General features: G+C 70.1%; 13 protein-coding genes and 1 pseudogene. 6 read left to right on the top strand and 8 right to left on the bottom strand.

Annotated elements, in window-relative coordinates:
• The first annotated feature begins 54 nt into the window (after positions 1–54).
• Positions 55–1,080 (top strand): chitinase, encoded by a 1,026-nt coding sequence (locus OG904_RS30465; RefSeq protein WP_405496448.1) that lies wholly within the window; start codon positions 55–57, stop codon positions 1,078–1,080.
• A 26-nt stretch (positions 1,081–1,106) separates the two neighbouring features.
• On the opposite strand, the pseudogene OG904_RS30470 reads toward OG904_RS30465, so the two are convergent.
• A pseudogene (locus OG904_RS30470) lies at positions 1,107–1,238 on the bottom strand (ATP-binding protein); the annotation flags it as partial.
• Positions 1,239–1,805: 567 nt separating this feature from the next.
• Between OG904_RS30470 and OG904_RS30475 the strand changes: the two are divergent.
• The 3 genes from OG904_RS30475 (at position 1,806) to OG904_RS30485 (ending at position 5,888) form a co-directional block, all read left to right on the top strand.
• Positions 1,806–3,317, top strand: a complete 1,512-nt coding sequence (locus OG904_RS30475; protein ID WP_405496450.1) for an MFS transporter — start codon at positions 1,806–1,808, stop codon at positions 3,315–3,317.
• 101 nt (positions 3,318–3,418) lie between these two features.
• Positions 3,419–4,525, top strand: coding sequence for a low temperature requirement protein A (locus OG904_RS30480; RefSeq protein WP_405496452.1), 1,107 nt, complete (start codon positions 3,419–3,421; stop codon positions 4,523–4,525).
• A gap of 172 nt (positions 4,526–4,697) precedes the next feature.
• Positions 4,698–5,888, top strand: a complete 1,191-nt coding sequence (locus OG904_RS30485) for an FAD-dependent oxidoreductase (protein WP_405496454.1) — start codon at positions 4,698–4,700, stop codon at positions 5,886–5,888.
• Between the two features lie 7 nt (positions 5,889–5,895).
• Here OG904_RS30485 and OG904_RS30490 read toward each other — a convergent pair whose 3' ends face one another.
• The 5 genes from OG904_RS30490 to OG904_RS30510 all read right to left on the bottom strand — a co-directional run bounded on the left by OG904_RS30490 (position 5,896) and on the right by OG904_RS30510 (position 12,817).
• Positions 5,896–7,764 carry an endoglycosylceramidase gene (locus OG904_RS30490; RefSeq protein ID WP_405496456.1) on the bottom strand — a complete coding sequence of 623 codons (1,869 nt, stop codon included), beginning with the start codon at positions 7,762–7,764 and terminating at the stop codon, positions 5,896–5,898.
• Positions 7,765–7,928: 164 nt separating this feature from the next.
• Positions 7,929–8,450: a hypothetical protein gene (locus OG904_RS30495; RefSeq protein ID WP_405496458.1), complete on the bottom strand. Its 522-nt coding sequence runs from the start codon at positions 8,448–8,450 to the stop codon at positions 7,929–7,931.
• Positions 8,451–8,786: 336 nt separating this feature from the next.
• Positions 8,787–10,580 carry a hypothetical protein gene (locus tag OG904_RS30500; RefSeq protein ID WP_405496460.1) on the bottom strand — a complete coding sequence of 598 codons (1,794 nt, stop codon included), beginning with the start codon at positions 10,578–10,580 and terminating at the stop codon, positions 8,787–8,789.
• Positions 10,581–11,113: 533 nt separating this feature from the next.
• Complete coding sequence (locus tag OG904_RS30505; protein ID WP_405496462.1) at positions 11,114–11,518, bottom strand: FKBP-type peptidyl-prolyl cis-trans isomerase; 405 nt, start codon at positions 11,516–11,518, stop codon at positions 11,114–11,116.
• A gap of 111 nt (positions 11,519–11,629) precedes the next feature.
• Positions 11,630–12,817, bottom strand: coding sequence for a serine hydrolase domain-containing protein (locus OG904_RS30510; RefSeq protein ID WP_405496464.1), 1,188 nt, complete (start codon positions 12,815–12,817; stop codon positions 11,630–11,632).
• 494 nt (positions 12,818–13,311) lie between these two features.
• Between OG904_RS30510 and OG904_RS30515 the strand changes: the two genes are divergently transcribed.
• Positions 13,312–13,608: a hypothetical protein gene (locus OG904_RS30515; protein WP_405496466.1), complete on the top strand. Its 297-nt coding sequence runs from the start codon at positions 13,312–13,314 to the stop codon at positions 13,606–13,608.
• A 113-nt stretch (positions 13,609–13,721) separates the two neighbouring features.
• Positions 13,722–14,255 carry an SMI1/KNR4 family protein gene (locus OG904_RS30520; RefSeq protein ID WP_405496468.1) on the top strand — a complete coding sequence of 178 codons (534 nt, stop codon included), beginning with the start codon at positions 13,722–13,724 and terminating at the stop codon, positions 14,253–14,255.
• Positions 14,256–14,358: 103 nt separating this feature from the next.
• On the opposite strand, the gene OG904_RS30525 is transcribed toward OG904_RS30520, so the two are convergent.
• Entirely contained in the window at positions 14,359–15,129 is a 771-nt protein-coding gene (locus tag OG904_RS30525) for an SDR family NAD(P)-dependent oxidoreductase (protein ID WP_405496470.1), read from the bottom strand.
• 77 nt (positions 15,130–15,206) lie between these two features.
• On the bottom strand, positions 15,207–15,770 hold the full coding sequence (locus OG904_RS30530; RefSeq protein WP_405496472.1) for a TetR/AcrR family transcriptional regulator: 564 nt from the start codon (positions 15,768–15,770) through the stop codon (positions 15,207–15,209).
• Positions 15,771–15,819: the final 49 nt, after the last annotated feature.

The raw sequence follows: 15,819 nt of genomic DNA on the forward strand, positions 1-15,819 counted from the left end.
TGCGTGAGAAGTTTGCGTATCGGAAGCGAGAATCGTGAGAGCGGAGCATGTGAAATGCGGTATTTCCTGAGATCGGTCGCCGGGATCGCCTGTCTGGCGGCCCTGTCCTGTACTGGATGTTCCACGGACGGGACCGGTCCGACCCGGTCCGGCGCGTCATCGTCATCACCCTCGACGGCGACGGCGACGGCGACGGCACCGGGCACGTCCTACGCCCCCTACGTCAGCGCCACCACGGCCTCCGCCAATGACACCGCCGGCTCCCCGTCCGCGTACAACCTGGCCTTCGTCATCTCGGACGGCGGCGGCTGCACGCCGAAGTGGGACGGGAGCCGTGACATCGCCGACCCCGCGGTGAAGTCCCGGATCGCGGCGCTGACGTCATCCGGCGCCGCCGTCCGCGTCTCCTTCGGCGGAGCCGCCGGTACGGAGCTCGCAGCGGTCTGCCGAAGCGCCTCCGAGCTGGCCGGGGCCTATGCGGCAGCGCTCGACGCCGCCGGTGCGACGCGAGCCGACTTCGACATCGAGGGCGACGACCTCACCGACTCCGACGCGGTGGCGATGCGCTCGGAGGCCATCGCCCTGCTCCAGAAGGAGCGCACCGATCTGACGGTCTCCTACACCTTGCCCGTCATGCCTTCAGGGCTCGACGCGGACAGCCTGGCGCTCCTGCATTCCGCCAACGACAGCGGCGTGAAGGTGTCCACCGTCAACATCATGGCGATGAACTACGGATCCACGTACGCGGGAGACATGGGCGACTACGCGATCGCCTCCGCCCAGGCCGCCCACGATCAACTGCAGGACGTCTTCGGGCTCTCCTCCGACGAAGCCTGGCAGGGCCTTGCCCTCACCTCGATGATCGGCGACAACGACATCGCCGGCGAGACGTTCACCCTCTCCGACGCGGCCCAGGTCCGGTCCTTCGCCGAGGGCAAGGGCCTTGCCTGGGTGTCGATGTGGTCGACCTTCCGCGACCAGCAGTGCGAAGGCGGTGACACCTCGTCGAACGACGCGGCGACGAACTGCAGCGGGGTGTCGCAGGGCGCCGGCGCGTTCGCGCAGGCCCTTTCCGGTTGAGGGCCGCGCGAACGCCCCGGGCCTCGTCAGGCGGCCGGCAGCCGCAGCTCGAACAGGGCTCCACCGTAACTTCCCTGGCGCATCGTCAGGGCGCCGCCGTGCTGCTCGGTCACCGTGCGGGCGATGGCGAAGCCGAGTCCGGAGCCGCCCGTCGTCCGTCACCTCCAGGAGGACCAGTCAGGGGCGCTGGTGGCCTTGAAGCCGCGGGGCACGAGGGGGATGGTGCGGAGGGTCGCGGTCCCGACGAGGGCCGTGGAGATGTACGCGGGCGTGGTGAGCGCGCCGTCACCTCGGCGAGGCCGGGCACCAGGAAGCCGACGAGCTCGGCGCACGTGGTGCCGCGGGGCGCCGATCTCCAGGCCGATCCCGATCAGCCCGAGCGCCCGGTCGTCCCCTCCCCAGCGGTGGTACGTACTGCGGAGCGGCCGGATGGAAGATCGTCGGCACCGGCTGGATCACCGCCCAGCGCAGGGAGGCCTCCGGTGGCGGCCAGCTCCGGTCCACCGCGGACCACCCTCGTCGGGGGTGTGTCCACGGTCCGCCCTGGGGCGGTGGCCCTGGGGCGGTGTGCGGGATCTGTTACCTTGATCGGGTAGTGACGCGCGAAAACACGGTTCCCGGTATTGGTTAGTCCGGGCGGAGTCTTTGCTCTCAGCACACCAGGTCCTTCCCGGTAGTGCCCGGTGCGTCTCTTTCTCCTGCCATTCTTTGAGAAAGGGACAGCCGTGGCTGACCTGTCTGAATTTCGTGTGGGCGGCATCGCCGCCGACACCTCCCCTCTCGATCCTGTCGAGCCTCCCGGGCAACCGGGCGCCCCGTACCGGTGGCGCTGGGTGGCCCTGGCCGTGCTGCTGGTCGCCGAGGCCATGGACATGCTCGACGCGCTGGTCGCGAACATCGCGGCGCCGTCGATCCGGGCCGACCTGGGCGGCGGCGAGTCCACGATGCAGTGGCTCGGTGCCGCGTACGCGCTGGCCATGGCGGTCGGTCTGATCACCGGCGGCCGGCTCGGCGACATCGTGGGCCGCAAGCGGATGTTCCTGATCGGCGCCGCCGGCTTCAACGCGGCGTCGATGCTGTGCGCCGTCTCGGTGTCGTCCGGGATGCTGATCGGTGCGCGCGGTCTGCAGGGGTTGTTCGGCGCGGTGCTGATCCCGCAGGGCCTCGGCATCATCAAGGAGATGTTCGACGGCCGTGAACTGGGCCGGGCGTTCGGGATGTTCGGTCCCGTGCTGGGCCTGGCGACCGTCGGCGGGCCCGTAATGGCCGGGGTACTGATCGACGCCGACCTCTTCGGCGCAGGCTGGCGCACGATCTTCGCCGTCAACCTGCCGCTGGGGCTGCTCGCCCTGATCGGCGGCTGGAAGTTCCTCCCGGAATCGCGGTACGCGGTCCCGCCGCGCCTCGATCTCGTGGGTGTCGCGCTGGCCTCGGCGGCCGCACTGCTGCTGATCTTCCCGCTGGTCCAGGGCCGTGAACTGGGCTGGCCCGCCTGGACGTTCGCCTCCATGGCGGGCGGCCTGACCCTCTTCGGCGTCTTCGGCCGCTACGAGGTGCACAAGGCGAGCGCGGGCGGAGATCCGCTGGTGGTGCCCGCCCTGTTCCGCAAGCGGGCCTTCTCCGGCGGCCTGGTGGTCGGCGCGGTCATCTTCGCCGCACTGACCGGCTTCTCGCTGGTCCTCAGCCTCTTCCTGCAGGCCGGACTCGGCTACTCGCCGCTCAACGCCGGCCTCGGCAGCCTGCCCTGGTCCCTCGGCATGATCCTCGGCTTCGCCGTCATCCAGATCTCCGAGAAGCACGGCATCGTCGAACGCCTCGGCCGCAAGGTCATCCAGACCGGGGTGAGCGTGACGGCCCTGGGCCTGGCCCTCTTCGTCCTCACCCTGCACCTCGCCGGAACCACGGTCACGATCTGGTCCCTCACCCCCGCCCTGACCGTCGCCGGTCTGGGCATGGGGCTGGTGATGGGCCCGTTCTTCGACACCGTGCTCTCCGCCGTCGACCCCGAGGAGACCGGCACGGCCTCCGGGACCCTGACCGCCGTCCAGCAGCTCGGCGGCGCGTTCGGCACCGCCGCACTCGGCACCGTCTTCTTCTCCTCCCTCGGCCGGGGCACGTCCCTGCCCGCCTACACCGCCACCATGACGACCACCCTGTGGGGCGGGGCGGGCCTCCTTGTCCTGGCCTTCCTGACCTCGTTCCTGCTGCCACGCCCGGGAGGCCGCCGGCAGGGCTGACCGCACGCGCCCAGCCGGAACGAGCCGAAGACATCCGTGCTCACCCGGCTGGGCGCGCCGCGTCGCGCGGTGGCCGGGCCGGATTCTTCTATGGTCTCGATGTGTCAGGAACCGAGGCCGTCGAGCGGCGCGTCACCTGGGCCGAGCTGTTCTTCGACCTGGTCTTCGTCTTCGCGGCCCTGCAGGCGTCGGAACTGCTCCACGACGACCACGGCTGGCCCGGCGTCGCCCGGGCCGTCATCGTCTTCGTGCCCCTGTACTGGGCGTGGGTGCACGTAGCGATCCACGCGAACACCCACGACGTGGACACCACGGCGGGCCGGCTGGGCATCCTCGCGACCGCACTGTGCGGGCTGCTCGTGGCCATGGCGATCCCGCAGGCGTACGGCGAGCGCGGCATGTTCTTCGCGGTGGTCTACCTGGTGATGCGGCTCGTCATCGTCGTGACCGCCTCCCGCGGGGACCGCAGGGTGCTGCCGACCTCGATCACCGCAGCGGTGGTGGCCGGACCGCTGATGGTGGTCGGCGCCTTCACCGAGGGCACCGCGCGGGAGCTCATCTGGGCGGCGGCCATGCTCATCGCCCTGGCCGCGCCGGCCGTGGACCGCAAACGCCTCGCCCTCATCCGCTTCGACCACGCCCACCTCGCCGAGCGGTTCGGCCTGTTCGTGACCATCGCCTTCGGCGAGTCGCTCATCGACGTGGGCCTGGCCGCGGCGAAGGCCCCGCACCTGGACGCGGCGCTGGTCACCGCGGTGGTGGTTGCGTTCGTGCTGGCCTGCGGGCTGTGGTGGCTCTACTACACCTTCGCGATCGGCGCTTACGAGCGGGCCGTCCACACCGCCCGCGTGCAGACCGACGCGGTCCGCCGGAACCTGGCCTACGCCCACCTACCGCTCGTCGGTTCCGTCTTCGCCGTCGCCGTCGGCCTCGCCGACGTCGTGGCCCACCCCACGCACCACCTCCCGCTCGGCGCGGCCGCCCTCCTCCTCGGCGGGGTCGCCCTGTACCTCGCGACACTCGCCTTCACCCTGTGGCCGACCGCCCGGGGGACCTCGGCCGGCTGCCTCGCAGCGGCCGCGGTCGTCATGGCGCTGCTGCCCGCAGCGACCCGGATCCCGGCGCTGGCAGCGCTCGCCGCCCTGGCGGCCGTCGTCGCTGGGCTCAATGCGCGGGAGGGCCGACGGCGTCGTGCCGACCGGGACTAAAGTCCCTTTTCGTCCCATTCTGCGGCTGTTAGCGTGGTGGCTGGTGGACGCGCGAAAGAACGGTTCCCGGTGAGTGGTAAGTCCGGGCGGAGCTCGCGCTCTCAGCACGCCGGTTTCCTGCCGGTAGTGCCCTGTGCGTCCCTTCCATCAGCATGTTGAGGAAGGGACTGTCATGTCTGAATTCCGTGTCATGGTCATCGGCGCCGGCCTGGGTGGCCTCTGCCTGGCCCAAGGCCTTCGCCGCAGCGGCGTCGGGGTCACCGTCTTCGAGCGCGACGACGCTCTGCTCACCCGCAGCCAGGGCTACCGCCTGTACATCGACCCCGACGGCGACCTCATCCTGCGCGGTGCACTGCCCGCCGAGCTGTACGAGCTGTTCCGCGCCACCGCCGGCTACCCGCCGCTGCGCATCGTCAAGCTCGACGACCAGCTGAACGAGACCCGCGTCCTGGAGGACGACCCCGACGAGACCCCGATCTCCGTCGACCGGCGCACCCTCCGCCAGATCCTCGCCGAAGGCCTCTGCGACCACGTCGTCTTCGGCAAGCGGCTCGTCCGCTACGAAACCTCCGAGAACGGCGACGGGCCGGTCACCGCACACTTCGCCGACGGCACCACCGCCACCGGCGACGTCCTGGTCGCCGCCGACGGCATCAACTCCGTCGTACGCCGGCAGTACCTGCCGCACGCGCAGATCATGGACAGCGGAGTCCGCCAGGTCTACGGCAAGGTCCCGCTCAACGACGAGACCCGCGCCCTCTTCCCCGAGGTCATGTTCAACGTCTTCACACCCCTGGTCGGCTCCCGCGAGCGCTACATGGGCATCGGCCCCCACCAGCCGCACGAGCCCGCCGCACAAGCAGCCGCACGCCTCGCACCCGACGCCGAACTGCACGACGGCGGCGACTACATGGCCTGCTACTTCGGCGCCCGCACCGAACGCTTCCCCCACGAAGACCTGCGCACCCTCACCAGCCCCCAACTCCACCAGCTCGCCCTGGACATGACGACGGACTGGCACCCGGGGCTTCGCGCCATCATCGAACACTGGCTCCCCGAAGCCGTCTTCCCCCTCACCCTGCGCACCAGCATCCCGATCCCCGCCTGGCCCACCAGCCGGGTCACCCTCCTCGGCGACGCCATCCACGCGATGAGCCCCGCGGGCGGCGCCGGCGCCAACACCGCCCTGCGCGACGCCGCGGCCCTGGCCGAGGTCCTCGCTCGGGCCGCCACCGGCGAACCCCTCATCCCCGCCCTGCGCGCGTACGAGGCCGGCATGATCGACCGCGGCTACGCAGCGGTCCGCGAGTCGGCCCGGGACGGCGCCGAGCGCTACCACCAGAACCCCCTCCCGGCCGCGTGACCCCGGGCTATCCGAGGCCGGCGGCCGCCGCCCATCGGGCGAGTTCCTGCTGTACGGCCGTACGCTGCCCGGCCGTCGCGGGGGCGGCGCTGACCAGTGCGAAGTGCGGTCCTTCGGCGGCGCCGGACAGGAGGATCCGGCGGGCGTTGGTGCCGCCGGGCTCGGGGGCGAGGGCGATCGCTCCCGTGGTCCCGGGGCCGGTGACCGTGCCGAGGTCCGAGACGACCGTGGTCGTGGCGGGATCGAAGCCGGCAGGCAGGTGCAGTTCGGTCGGCGCGCTTGCGTTCCCGCCACGCCACACCAGCACGCCGTACGGCAGCTCGGAGCCGATCAGGCGCGCCAACTCCGGCATGTTGGCCGGGATTTGGCTCCAGGTGATGGTCTTGCCGGCGTCGCGCGAGCGGTCCTCGTAGAGGAAGGCGAGCGTGTGGCCGGCGACCGCGCTCGGGTACAGCCGGTCCAGGAGACGCGGGTCCTGGCGGAGTACCGGGGTGCCGCTGTCGTCGAGGCGTACGGCGGACAGGTCCTCGTCGTTCCAGGCGTCGCCCGTGGTGCGGATCTTGTTCGGGTTGTCGTTCATCGCCTCGTGGTGGCGGCCGCTGTGGATGTCCCACTGCCATTGGGTCGCGGACAGTACGGGTCCGGCCGCGGCCGGGTTCTGCCACCAGGTGCGGCCGCCGAGTCCGCTGTCGAGCGCCTGGTACTGGCCCTTGCCCACGGACGGGGCCTTGTCGGATGAGGTGCCGGTCAGCGGATGGCCGAACTCGCTGACGATGGCCGGAGAATCGAGAGCGGTGGACTTGTTGCGTACGGAGTCGAAGTCCGCGGTGTACTCGCCGTCCTTGGCCTTGGACAGGTTGAAGAAGCCGGACATCCGCGCCTGGTCGTAGAAGTGCGTGTTGAACACGTACCGCGGACCCAGGGTTCCGACGCCGGTGAGGCCGCCGGTCTGTTTCATGAAGGAGAGGTTGGAGTTCCAGAACATGTTCGGTTCGACGAAGGCGGGCTTGCCCTGCCAGCCCGCCGCGTCCATGCGTGCGCGGAACTTCTCGTAGAACGGCCAGAGGCGTCCTTGCTCCCAGGCGGCGCCGTCCTCGCCGCTCGCGTACTGCCCCGCGTAGGGCTCGTTGTACGGGTCGAACCCGGCGATCGCCGCGAACTCCGTGCCGTCGAGATGGGCCGCCAGGTACGTCATCGTCGCCTGGGCGGTGTCGAGGAAGGAGTCCTGGATGCCGTTCCGGTTGGCCCAGAAATCGCCCATGGCGCTCTTGACCGCCTGGTTCTGCGTGATGTTCTGGCCCCAGTGGGCGCAGATCCCGCAGGACTCCCGCGGGTAGCCGCCCGCCTGGAACACCCATCGGGGTGCTCCGTCGCCGGAGTACCAGCTGTCCTTGTCGAAGACGTACCGCGAGAAGAGGTCCTGATGGAAATCGGGGTACACGCGCAGCCCCACGGCCAGGAACTCCCGCATCTGCGCCGTCGCCCGGCTCAGATAGACCTCGTCGACCTGCCCGCGCACCGGCTCGGCCGCCGCCCACGACAGCAGGAACCTTACGGAGTTCGCTCCACCCAGCTCGCGCAGGGCCCGGGCCGACTTCCGTGCGTCCTCCACACTCGCGAAGGGCAGGCCGCCGTTCTCGGCCAGCTTGGTCTCGCCGGAGACGTTGAACCCGCGCAGGACCACTTCGCGCCCGTAGCCGTCGACGAAATGCGTTCCGCTGACGGTGACTTCGGCCGCCCGCGCGTCGTACGGGACGGCCCCGGCGGCGTGCGCCGGAACTCCCGCGTACAGAGCGGACGCGGCGAGGGCGGCGAGCACCGCACCCCACACCTGTCGGCCGGAACCGTGCGCCTCACGCATCACCTGAGTCGTCATGGGCCGTACTGTCATCCCCATCTGATGAACCGTCAAATATCTGAGCGTGCTGACCGCACGCAATCAGCCATGGTCGAACACGTGAGGCTGCTTCCCGCCGACCGTCACCGCCGTCGTGTCGCGTCCGGCGTAGTGGCGGGCATCCTCGCGCTGGCCGCCGCCGGCTACTGCACTCGGGCGCTGCTCGGGCCGGTGAGGGCTTCGCGGCCGCGGCCGCCGCCCGCGCCCGGATCGGCATCCTGACCTCGGCGCCGAGCACCCCTGCCCGGACCCACGAGCTCATCGACGCCCTCGCCATGGCCGCCGCGACCGCCGTCGGCACGGGCGAGCTGTCGGCGGCCCGCCGGTGGGCCAGCCAGCTCGCGGGCCGGCCGCAGCTGGCCGAGGTGGGCGACCACGCCACGTCCTGGTTGCTGGTCGCGGACGCGTTCGCGGGTCCGTGCCGACGCGGTGCTCACCAGCAGCGTGCGCTTCCTCGACGCGTGGGAGCAGGCCGGCCGGCAAGGTCGTTCTCGCTCGGTCCGGCCGCCGCGTCCGTCGCGATGATCCACGGCTTGCGCGGCGACCACGAGGCCCGGGCGGCCTGGCTCGCGATCACCGACCGGACGGGCAGCAAGGAGGATCACCACCACGGCCACGGCGCCGTCTTCGACGCCATGGTCCTGCTCCACCACGGCGACGCGCACGCGGCCCTGGAGCGCATCGCGCCCGAGCCGGAGCAGGTGTGGAAGTGGGTCTGCTGGGTCTGGCTGCACTGGTACACGGCGCTCCGGGCCGATGCAGCGGTCCTCGCCGGGCACCCGGATGCCCGGGGCGGCCGGCTGCAGCTACCAGTGGGCGCGCACGCTCCTGCTCGCCGGGGGCGCGCACGCCGCGGCCGGCGTGACCGCAATGGCCGACCTCGGACTCGCGCCCGTACCCGTACCCGTACCCGTACCCTGGCCGCTCCTTGTCGATTCGGTGGAGCGACCGGCTCAGCAGGCGTCGGAGCGATGGAGGTGACTCCGCTCCGAAAGAGACGGCTAGCCGTGTGCTCGGTCGCCGGCGATCTGGTCGGGCTGGGCCTCGACCAGGCTGCCCGCGCCGATCGCGAAGTGCATGCCGTGCCACCACTGCTCCATGATCAGCGCCGACATCGGTTCGCTGAAAGGGCGTTTGAAGTCGCTCTCGTGCCCGGCCCGCATGAGCTGCGTGAAGTGACGGCAGTAGGCGCGGTCCATGTGCGCGAGGAAGGCCGCGGGTGAGATCCTCCCTTCCCGCAGCAGCCACGGGACGACGAACTCGTACTCGACGACGCTCATGGGCAGGACGCCGCTCGCGACGGCGTCACAAATCACGGTGTGCAGCTTGACGACGCCGGTGTGCCGGACGCCGTCGATCTCGATGTCGAAGGGCAGATCCCGCCTCGGGACGCCGATCCGCGGCTTGTTGACCGGCGTGGTCGGGGTCAGGTCCTCGCCGTAGCAGTCCGCGAGCTGGCCGGAAGCGCCGAGGTCCCGTTGCTGCGCGAGGTGGGAGAGGTCCGCCGCGATGGCGTAGTAGCGCCACACGTCGTGCCGGTGGTTGCCGAGCAGCCACGGGCCGACGGCCAAGACCGCTGTGCATGCCGCGTAGCGCTCGGGACGGATGCCGCCGGTCTCCGTCCAGTGGGTGTTGAACATCCACACGGTCCGCTCGTAGCAGTCCAGCAGGTCCGCCATGACGACCGAACCGCGGGTCAGCGCGAGGACCGACTGGCCGCACTCCTGGAAGCGGAGATCGGGGCCGATGTCGGCCCAGTCGGCGATCAGGCCGGTCAGCATCATGTCGTCGCGGCCGGCGGAGCCGGGCAGGCACGACAGGTAGTAGGTGAAGTAGCCGCTGTCCGCCGCCTTCATGTCGCGCCAGGTGTCCCGGTCCCGGTAGACCCACGCGGCCAGGCCGCTCGTACGCGTCTCATGGGCGTCGGCCTCGTCGCGCCGCTTGACGTCGAAGAAGGCGAGGTCGGCCGCCACGTGCGCCCGTCGCGCCGCCAGGTCCGCAGGAAGCCGGGGCATGTCCCACAGCGAAAGGATCTCGTGTTTCAGGCTGTTGCCGCTCGCCTCCTCGTAGGCGGTGTCGATGTTGTACTCGAGGTAGAAGCCGTAGATCAGGATGACGACGTAGTCCTGACGCCAGTCGTCGTAGATGTCCGGCATCAGGCCGCCGCCCCAGGCGCCCGCCGCGAAGTTCGGATACGCCGCCACGCCCTGGAGCCCGTACTCGTCCATGACCGCGGCCCAGTCCGCGGAACTGCACGTCGACAGGTGCGATTTGGTGGACCGCCCCGCGTTCTCCCCCAGCCGGGCCCGGGCGAGCAGCGCTCCCACCGGATCCGCACCGACGGTGACCGGGACCAGCCCGACCCGACCCGATGCGGTGAATCCGACGCCCTGGCCACGGATTTCACGGACCTCTCCGAGCAGGGCCCGCCCGTGCTCGACCATCTCGGCGCACTCCATCATCCAGGGCGCGAACTGCTGTCCCCAGCCGGCCGGATCGCTCCTCATGGCCGCCAGGGTCTTCTCCGGGTCGTACACCCAGCCGCCGGGACGGTGCGATCCCGGACTGTCGGCCAGGCGACGGCGCACCGCGGTGACATGAGCCGCCAGAGCGGAGCCGGCCGCACGCCTGCGGGTCCACAGCACGGTCAAGCGGGTCGGCGCGCCGGACTCGGCAGTCGGCGGCCCGACCACCCGCGCCGCGGAAGTGCCCAGCCCCGTCGGCCCGGCGTTGAAGCGGAACGCTCCTCGGCCCTCGGGCCGGGCCCGGTCCCGGGCGTGGACGCGCTCCGCCAACGGCTCGAGGACACCCAGGTCACACGCCACTCGATCCAGTGACCGGATCCCCGGCGCCGTCGGGCGACGATCCGGGAAGAACGGGCCGGGACCGCGCCCGTGGAAATCAGCTGACTCGGCAGGATGTTGCAGCTCAAAGTGGTGTTTCATATGGCCGACCCTGCCGGAGAGAGCTCCGTCCGCAGGCGCTGCGGGCCGGTGAATCACCAGATCCGGCGAACTCTGTCGGCAACGGCTGAAAGCGGGCTCCGGATCACTTTCCCTGCCGGAGCCGTCTCAGTCCTCCGCCCCGCGTCCGCGAACCGAGGACTGAACCGCAACCGCGGCCGTGGTGGGGTTCGGCTGTCCGGGCACTCCTCAACCTCAGCCGAAGATGAGTTCGACGCCCTCGTCCACGCAGAAGCGCAGGACGACAGTCAGCTGTTGGGCGTCCCGGATGTGCTGCTGGAGGATCGGTTCGTCGGGCTCCTTCTGCCACTGGCCGGTGATCGACTTCAGGCGGGGCAGCCCTCAGGACTTGTACGGGACAGCCCTCAGGCCTTGCTCCACCCGGCCGTGCTGGAGTACGAGTCGAGCAGGTCCACCACGAAGACCAGCGTCGAGCCCGCCGGGATCAACGGCGAGGGCGACTGATTGCCGTAGCCGAGGCGCGGGGGCACGATGATCTCGCGCCGACCGCCGACCTTCATCCCCCTCACCCCCCGGTCCCAGCCCTTGATGACCTTGCCGCTGCCCAGGGCGAACTTGTACGGCTGGCCCCGGTCCCAGGAGGCGTCGAACTCCTTCCCGGACTCGAAGGCCACCCCGACGTAGTGGACCCTGACCACCATGCCCGGCTTCACCTCGGCCCCGTCCCCGACGACCAGGTCCCGGATGGTCAGCTCGGTGGGAGCGTCCCCCTCCGGGACGTCGACCTCGGGCTTCGTCAGTTCACTCATTGCCGCCTCATCACCAGCCGGACACATGGACACTCCATGCGGCAGATGGTCACGGTACCGAGAATGCGGATCCCCGGAGCACACCGGGCCACACCGGCTGCGCGGTGAGTCCTACGGCTTGAGGAGCCCGCACATGGCGTTCTGGGCGCCCTCCATCAGCTTCTGCTTGCCGGCGCTCTCGTCGAGGTTCAGGCCGTGGTGCTCGTTCGCTGCGTAGAACACCTGCTTGGTGCCGTCCTCGCTGGCGAACCAGCGGCTGTGGTAGCCGATCACGTCACCGCCGTGCGACCACACGAACGGTCCGGGGCCGTCGGGGCACTGGAGCTGCCAGTGGGTGACGCCGAGGCCGTACTGGTTGTGGGTGTCCGTACCGATCGGCACGCTGGTCTTCCACTCGGCCAGTTGGGCGGGCGGCAGCACCTGCCCCTGCAGGAGGGCACGTTCGAAGGTGCCCTGGTCCTGGAGGGTGGAGATCATCGCGCCGGCCGGGCCGAACAGTTCCACGTTGGACCGGGTCGCGTCCGCGATCGGGGGCTGGTACCCGAACCACACCGCCGGCCACATCCAGCCGCGGAGGAAGTTGCCGTAGATGTCCACGGACGATTCCGGGTAGCTCGTGCCGGTCAGGTTCAACGGGGTGATGATGCGGTTGGTGACCTCCACCGACGGGGAATTGCCGGTGACCGCCTGGATGATCATTCCGGCGAGCACGTAGTTCGTGTTCGCATACTCGAACGTCCTGGGAAGCGGCTTCGGAGACCTCTGGGTCAGGGCCGTGCTGACGAGCTGCTGAGGCGTGTAGTGCGCGTTGACGTTGCGCATCAGGTAGTAGTCGAAGTTGTACGCCGGCATGTAATCCGGCAGCCCCGAGTTCTGATTGAGCAGTTCCCGGATGGTGATGGTGTTGCCGTCATAGCCGTTCGCCTTGACCGCGTTCGGCAGCCACTTGGCGACCGTGTCGCTCAGCGACAGCTTGCCCTCGGCCTCCAGCTGGAGGACGACCGCGGCCGTGAACGTCTTGGTGTTGCTGCCGATCCGGAACTTCGCGGCCGGGTCCAGCGGGGTCGAGGAACCGCGCACGTTCGAACCGGCGGTGACATAGGTCCTCGACGACCCGTCGACTATCGCCGCCATGACCCCCGGATACCCCAACTGCACACCGGTGTTGGCGGCGGCCTGAAAGTACTGGGCCGGGGTGGGCGCAGCCGTGTTCGGCGACGCGTTCGACACCTGTGCGGTACCGGCCAGAACGGCCAGGCCGACCGCGGCACCGAGCAAGGACGTGCGGAATCTGCGCATACGGGCTCCTGTGGGCGCTGCCCGAACCGGTGTGGCCGGCCGGGCGAGGGTGTGGACGTGGGTGAACATCCGCTGCCGGCAGGTTCGCCGACCCGCCCAGCCGGAGCCGCTGGGCGGCCACTTGAGCTGCTCAGTGGGCACTCCGGAGGCGTGACTGTACGTGGACCGGGCAGCCCTGGCTTGGAAAAAATTGACCTCGTCGTCGAGAGCCGGGGAAAGTGGGGCCGAAACCAGGCGTTGAAGCCAGCAGCCCCTCCCGCTGTGAGGACGTCTCAACCCGCCCCCTATTCTGAACGTGTTCAGTCGGGTGTGGGGTGGGGATGCGGATGAGTACTTCAGCGAGACGGTGGTCGGTTCTGGTCGCCGCGTTGGCATGGGCCTGCGTTGCCTGCGGCGACGCAGGTGGAGTCGCGGCACTTGTCGACCAGTCGGCGCTCACGGGCGAGTGGAGGAGTCCGGGCGGCGCTCGGCTGCATCTGGGGGCGGACCGCGGAATGACGGGAGAAGCCCTGAACAGCGCGATGCTGGGAGGCACATCGTGCCCTGACGCGGCAACTGGGCACTGGAGCTTCTACGGCGCTCCGACCGCCGCCGGTTCCATGTTCGCCGACGAAGCGTTCACCAGTGGCGACACCGTCGCCCTGAGCATCGAGGATCCGGAAGGCGCCTGCCTCATGTCGGCTCAGGTCCGGCGCGACGGGCGAGGTTTCAACCTCTGCCTGGTGGAGGACCCTGATTCCGGCTGCTCCGAGGAAGAGCTTCTGCGCCTCGAGCCAACGACGCCGGCATGAGGGACGGCGAAGGACTCCCGGAAACCGGTCATCCGGCGCCACGGGTGGGACACCGAGGACCGTCTCACCGCGGTGACGGCCGGGCCCGTGGACACCGGTAACAGGAACCCGCCATGACCAACGCCCTGACCCGTCTTCACGACATCGTCCCAGCCCCGAGCGAGCCCCGCCGGAAGGACTGGGGGGAGGTCGAGCGCACCCTGGGCATCGAACTTCCCTCTGACTACAAGGAGCTCATCCGCGTCTACGGGGGAAGCAACTGGGACGACTACCTGTACGTCCTCGAGCCGGACTGCCCGAACGAGAACTACGACCTCATCGCATGGGCGGAGAGCCAGGCCGAAGACCTCGAAGGCCTCTGGGAATTCGAGAGGAAGCCGGCGGAGCTGGAGGCGGCGGGTGCCCGAGTCATCCCCTGGGCGACCACGGACAACGGCGAGTGCCTCTACTGGCTCGTCGAGCCGGGCCTTGAACCCGACCGGTGGACCGTCATGGTGAACGAGGCGCGCGGTGACCGCTGGGAGCATTTCGATGTTCCCTGCGCGCAGTTCCTCGCGGCTTCCCTCGACGGGCAGCTGCAATCGGACATCCTCTCGGCTTCGTTCCCCCGGGCCGTCCATGAATTCCGCCGCCTCGGCACGGTGTGATGTCTCCACCGCCGGGCAGGGAGTCCGAGCCGAGCCGAGCCGACGCACCGGGTCAGCCGCTCGGTGCGCCCGTGCGGCTGCCCGGTCGTGCCCCGCCTTCCGCTCAGTTGCGGCCGGCCATGACGCCGCCGTCCACGTCCCAGATCGCCCCGGTCACCCAGCCCGCTTCTTCGGAGAGCAGCAGTGCGGCAGTCGCGGCGATGTCCTCGGGGGTGCCGACCCGGCCCAGGGGGTGCAGGCCGTCGAAGCTGTCGATGGCGGCGTCCACCTGGTCCTTGGGGATGAAGGCCTCGTAGATGGGGGTGCGTACGACGGCGGGTGCGACGGCGTTGACCCGGATGCCGTGCGGGGCCAGTTCCATGGCCAGGTGCTGGGTCAGCGAGTGCAGCCCGGCCTTGGCCATCGAGTACGCGGAAGACGGAGTGGCGGCGATGGCCTGGTGTGCCCACATCGACCCGATGTTGACAACGGCCCCGCCGGTACCCTGCTCCACCATCCCGGCGGCGACGGTCTGGCTGAGGAAGAAGGTGGCCCGGTTGATCGCCTGGTAGCGGTCGTAGTCGGCCTCCGTGTGGTCCAGGAACGCCTTCGGTGCGAACACCCCGGCCGCGTTGACCAGCAGCGACGCGTCGGCGTGCGCGGTGGCGAGGGTCTTCCGCAAGGCGGCCAGGTCGTCGGGGTCGGTGATGTCGGCGGCGATGCCGGTGATCGGCCCGAGCGGGCTGATCTCCGCGACCGCCGCGTCGACGTGCTCCTGGCTGCGGCCCACGACCACGGCGCTGCCGCCGTCCCGCACGACGCGGCGGGCGATGGCGAGCCCCATGCCGCTGGTGCCGCCGATGACGACGAGCTTCTTGCCGGTGAAGTCGGACATGACGAATCTCCCTATTAGTTGGTAGGTTTCAGTGAGAGGCGACCGCCGGAAGGCCGGCCCGCTCGGTCCAGTGCCGTTCAGTGCTTGAGCGCCGCGAGTGCCGAGCCCGCCACGCCGTCGAACAGTGCCGGGTCGTCCAGCGCGCGTGCGGTGAATACCGCACCCTGCAACGCCGCCAGATATCCCTGCGCCGCACGCCGGGGATCCGCGGCCGCGGCAAGCTCTCCGTCCGCCGCGCCCTGCGCGATCCGCGCCTCCAGCCAGTCGAGGTTTGCGGTGAAGAACCCCGCCACCGCCGCCTGCACCTCGGCCGGAACCGCCTCGGTCTCGGCTGCCAGCGTCCCGCACAGGCACGCCAGACCCTCCGTGAGCCCCTCGCGGTACAGGCCCGCGTAGAACTCCAGCAGTCCGGCCGCCCCTGCGCCACCCTTCTCGGCCGCGCGCAGCCGCCCCAGGAACGTGGCGCTGTAGGCCACCACCATCTCCAGCCCCAGATCGGCCTTGGTCGGGAAGTGGTGATGAATGCTGGGCTTCCTGATCTCCACCGCCGCCGCCAGATCGGCATAGCTGAAACCGGCGTAGCCGCGACGGCGGACGATGCGGGTCGCCTCATCCAGGAGGCGGGTGCGGGTGCTGCTCATGACGCCACTCTACCTATTGATAGGTAGAACGCAAAACGGGCACTCCTGT

It is taken from the genome of Streptomyces sp. NBC_00096, assembly GCF_045041305.1.
Classification (GTDB): Bacteria; Actinomycetota; Actinomycetes; order Streptomycetales; family Streptomycetaceae; genus Streptomyces.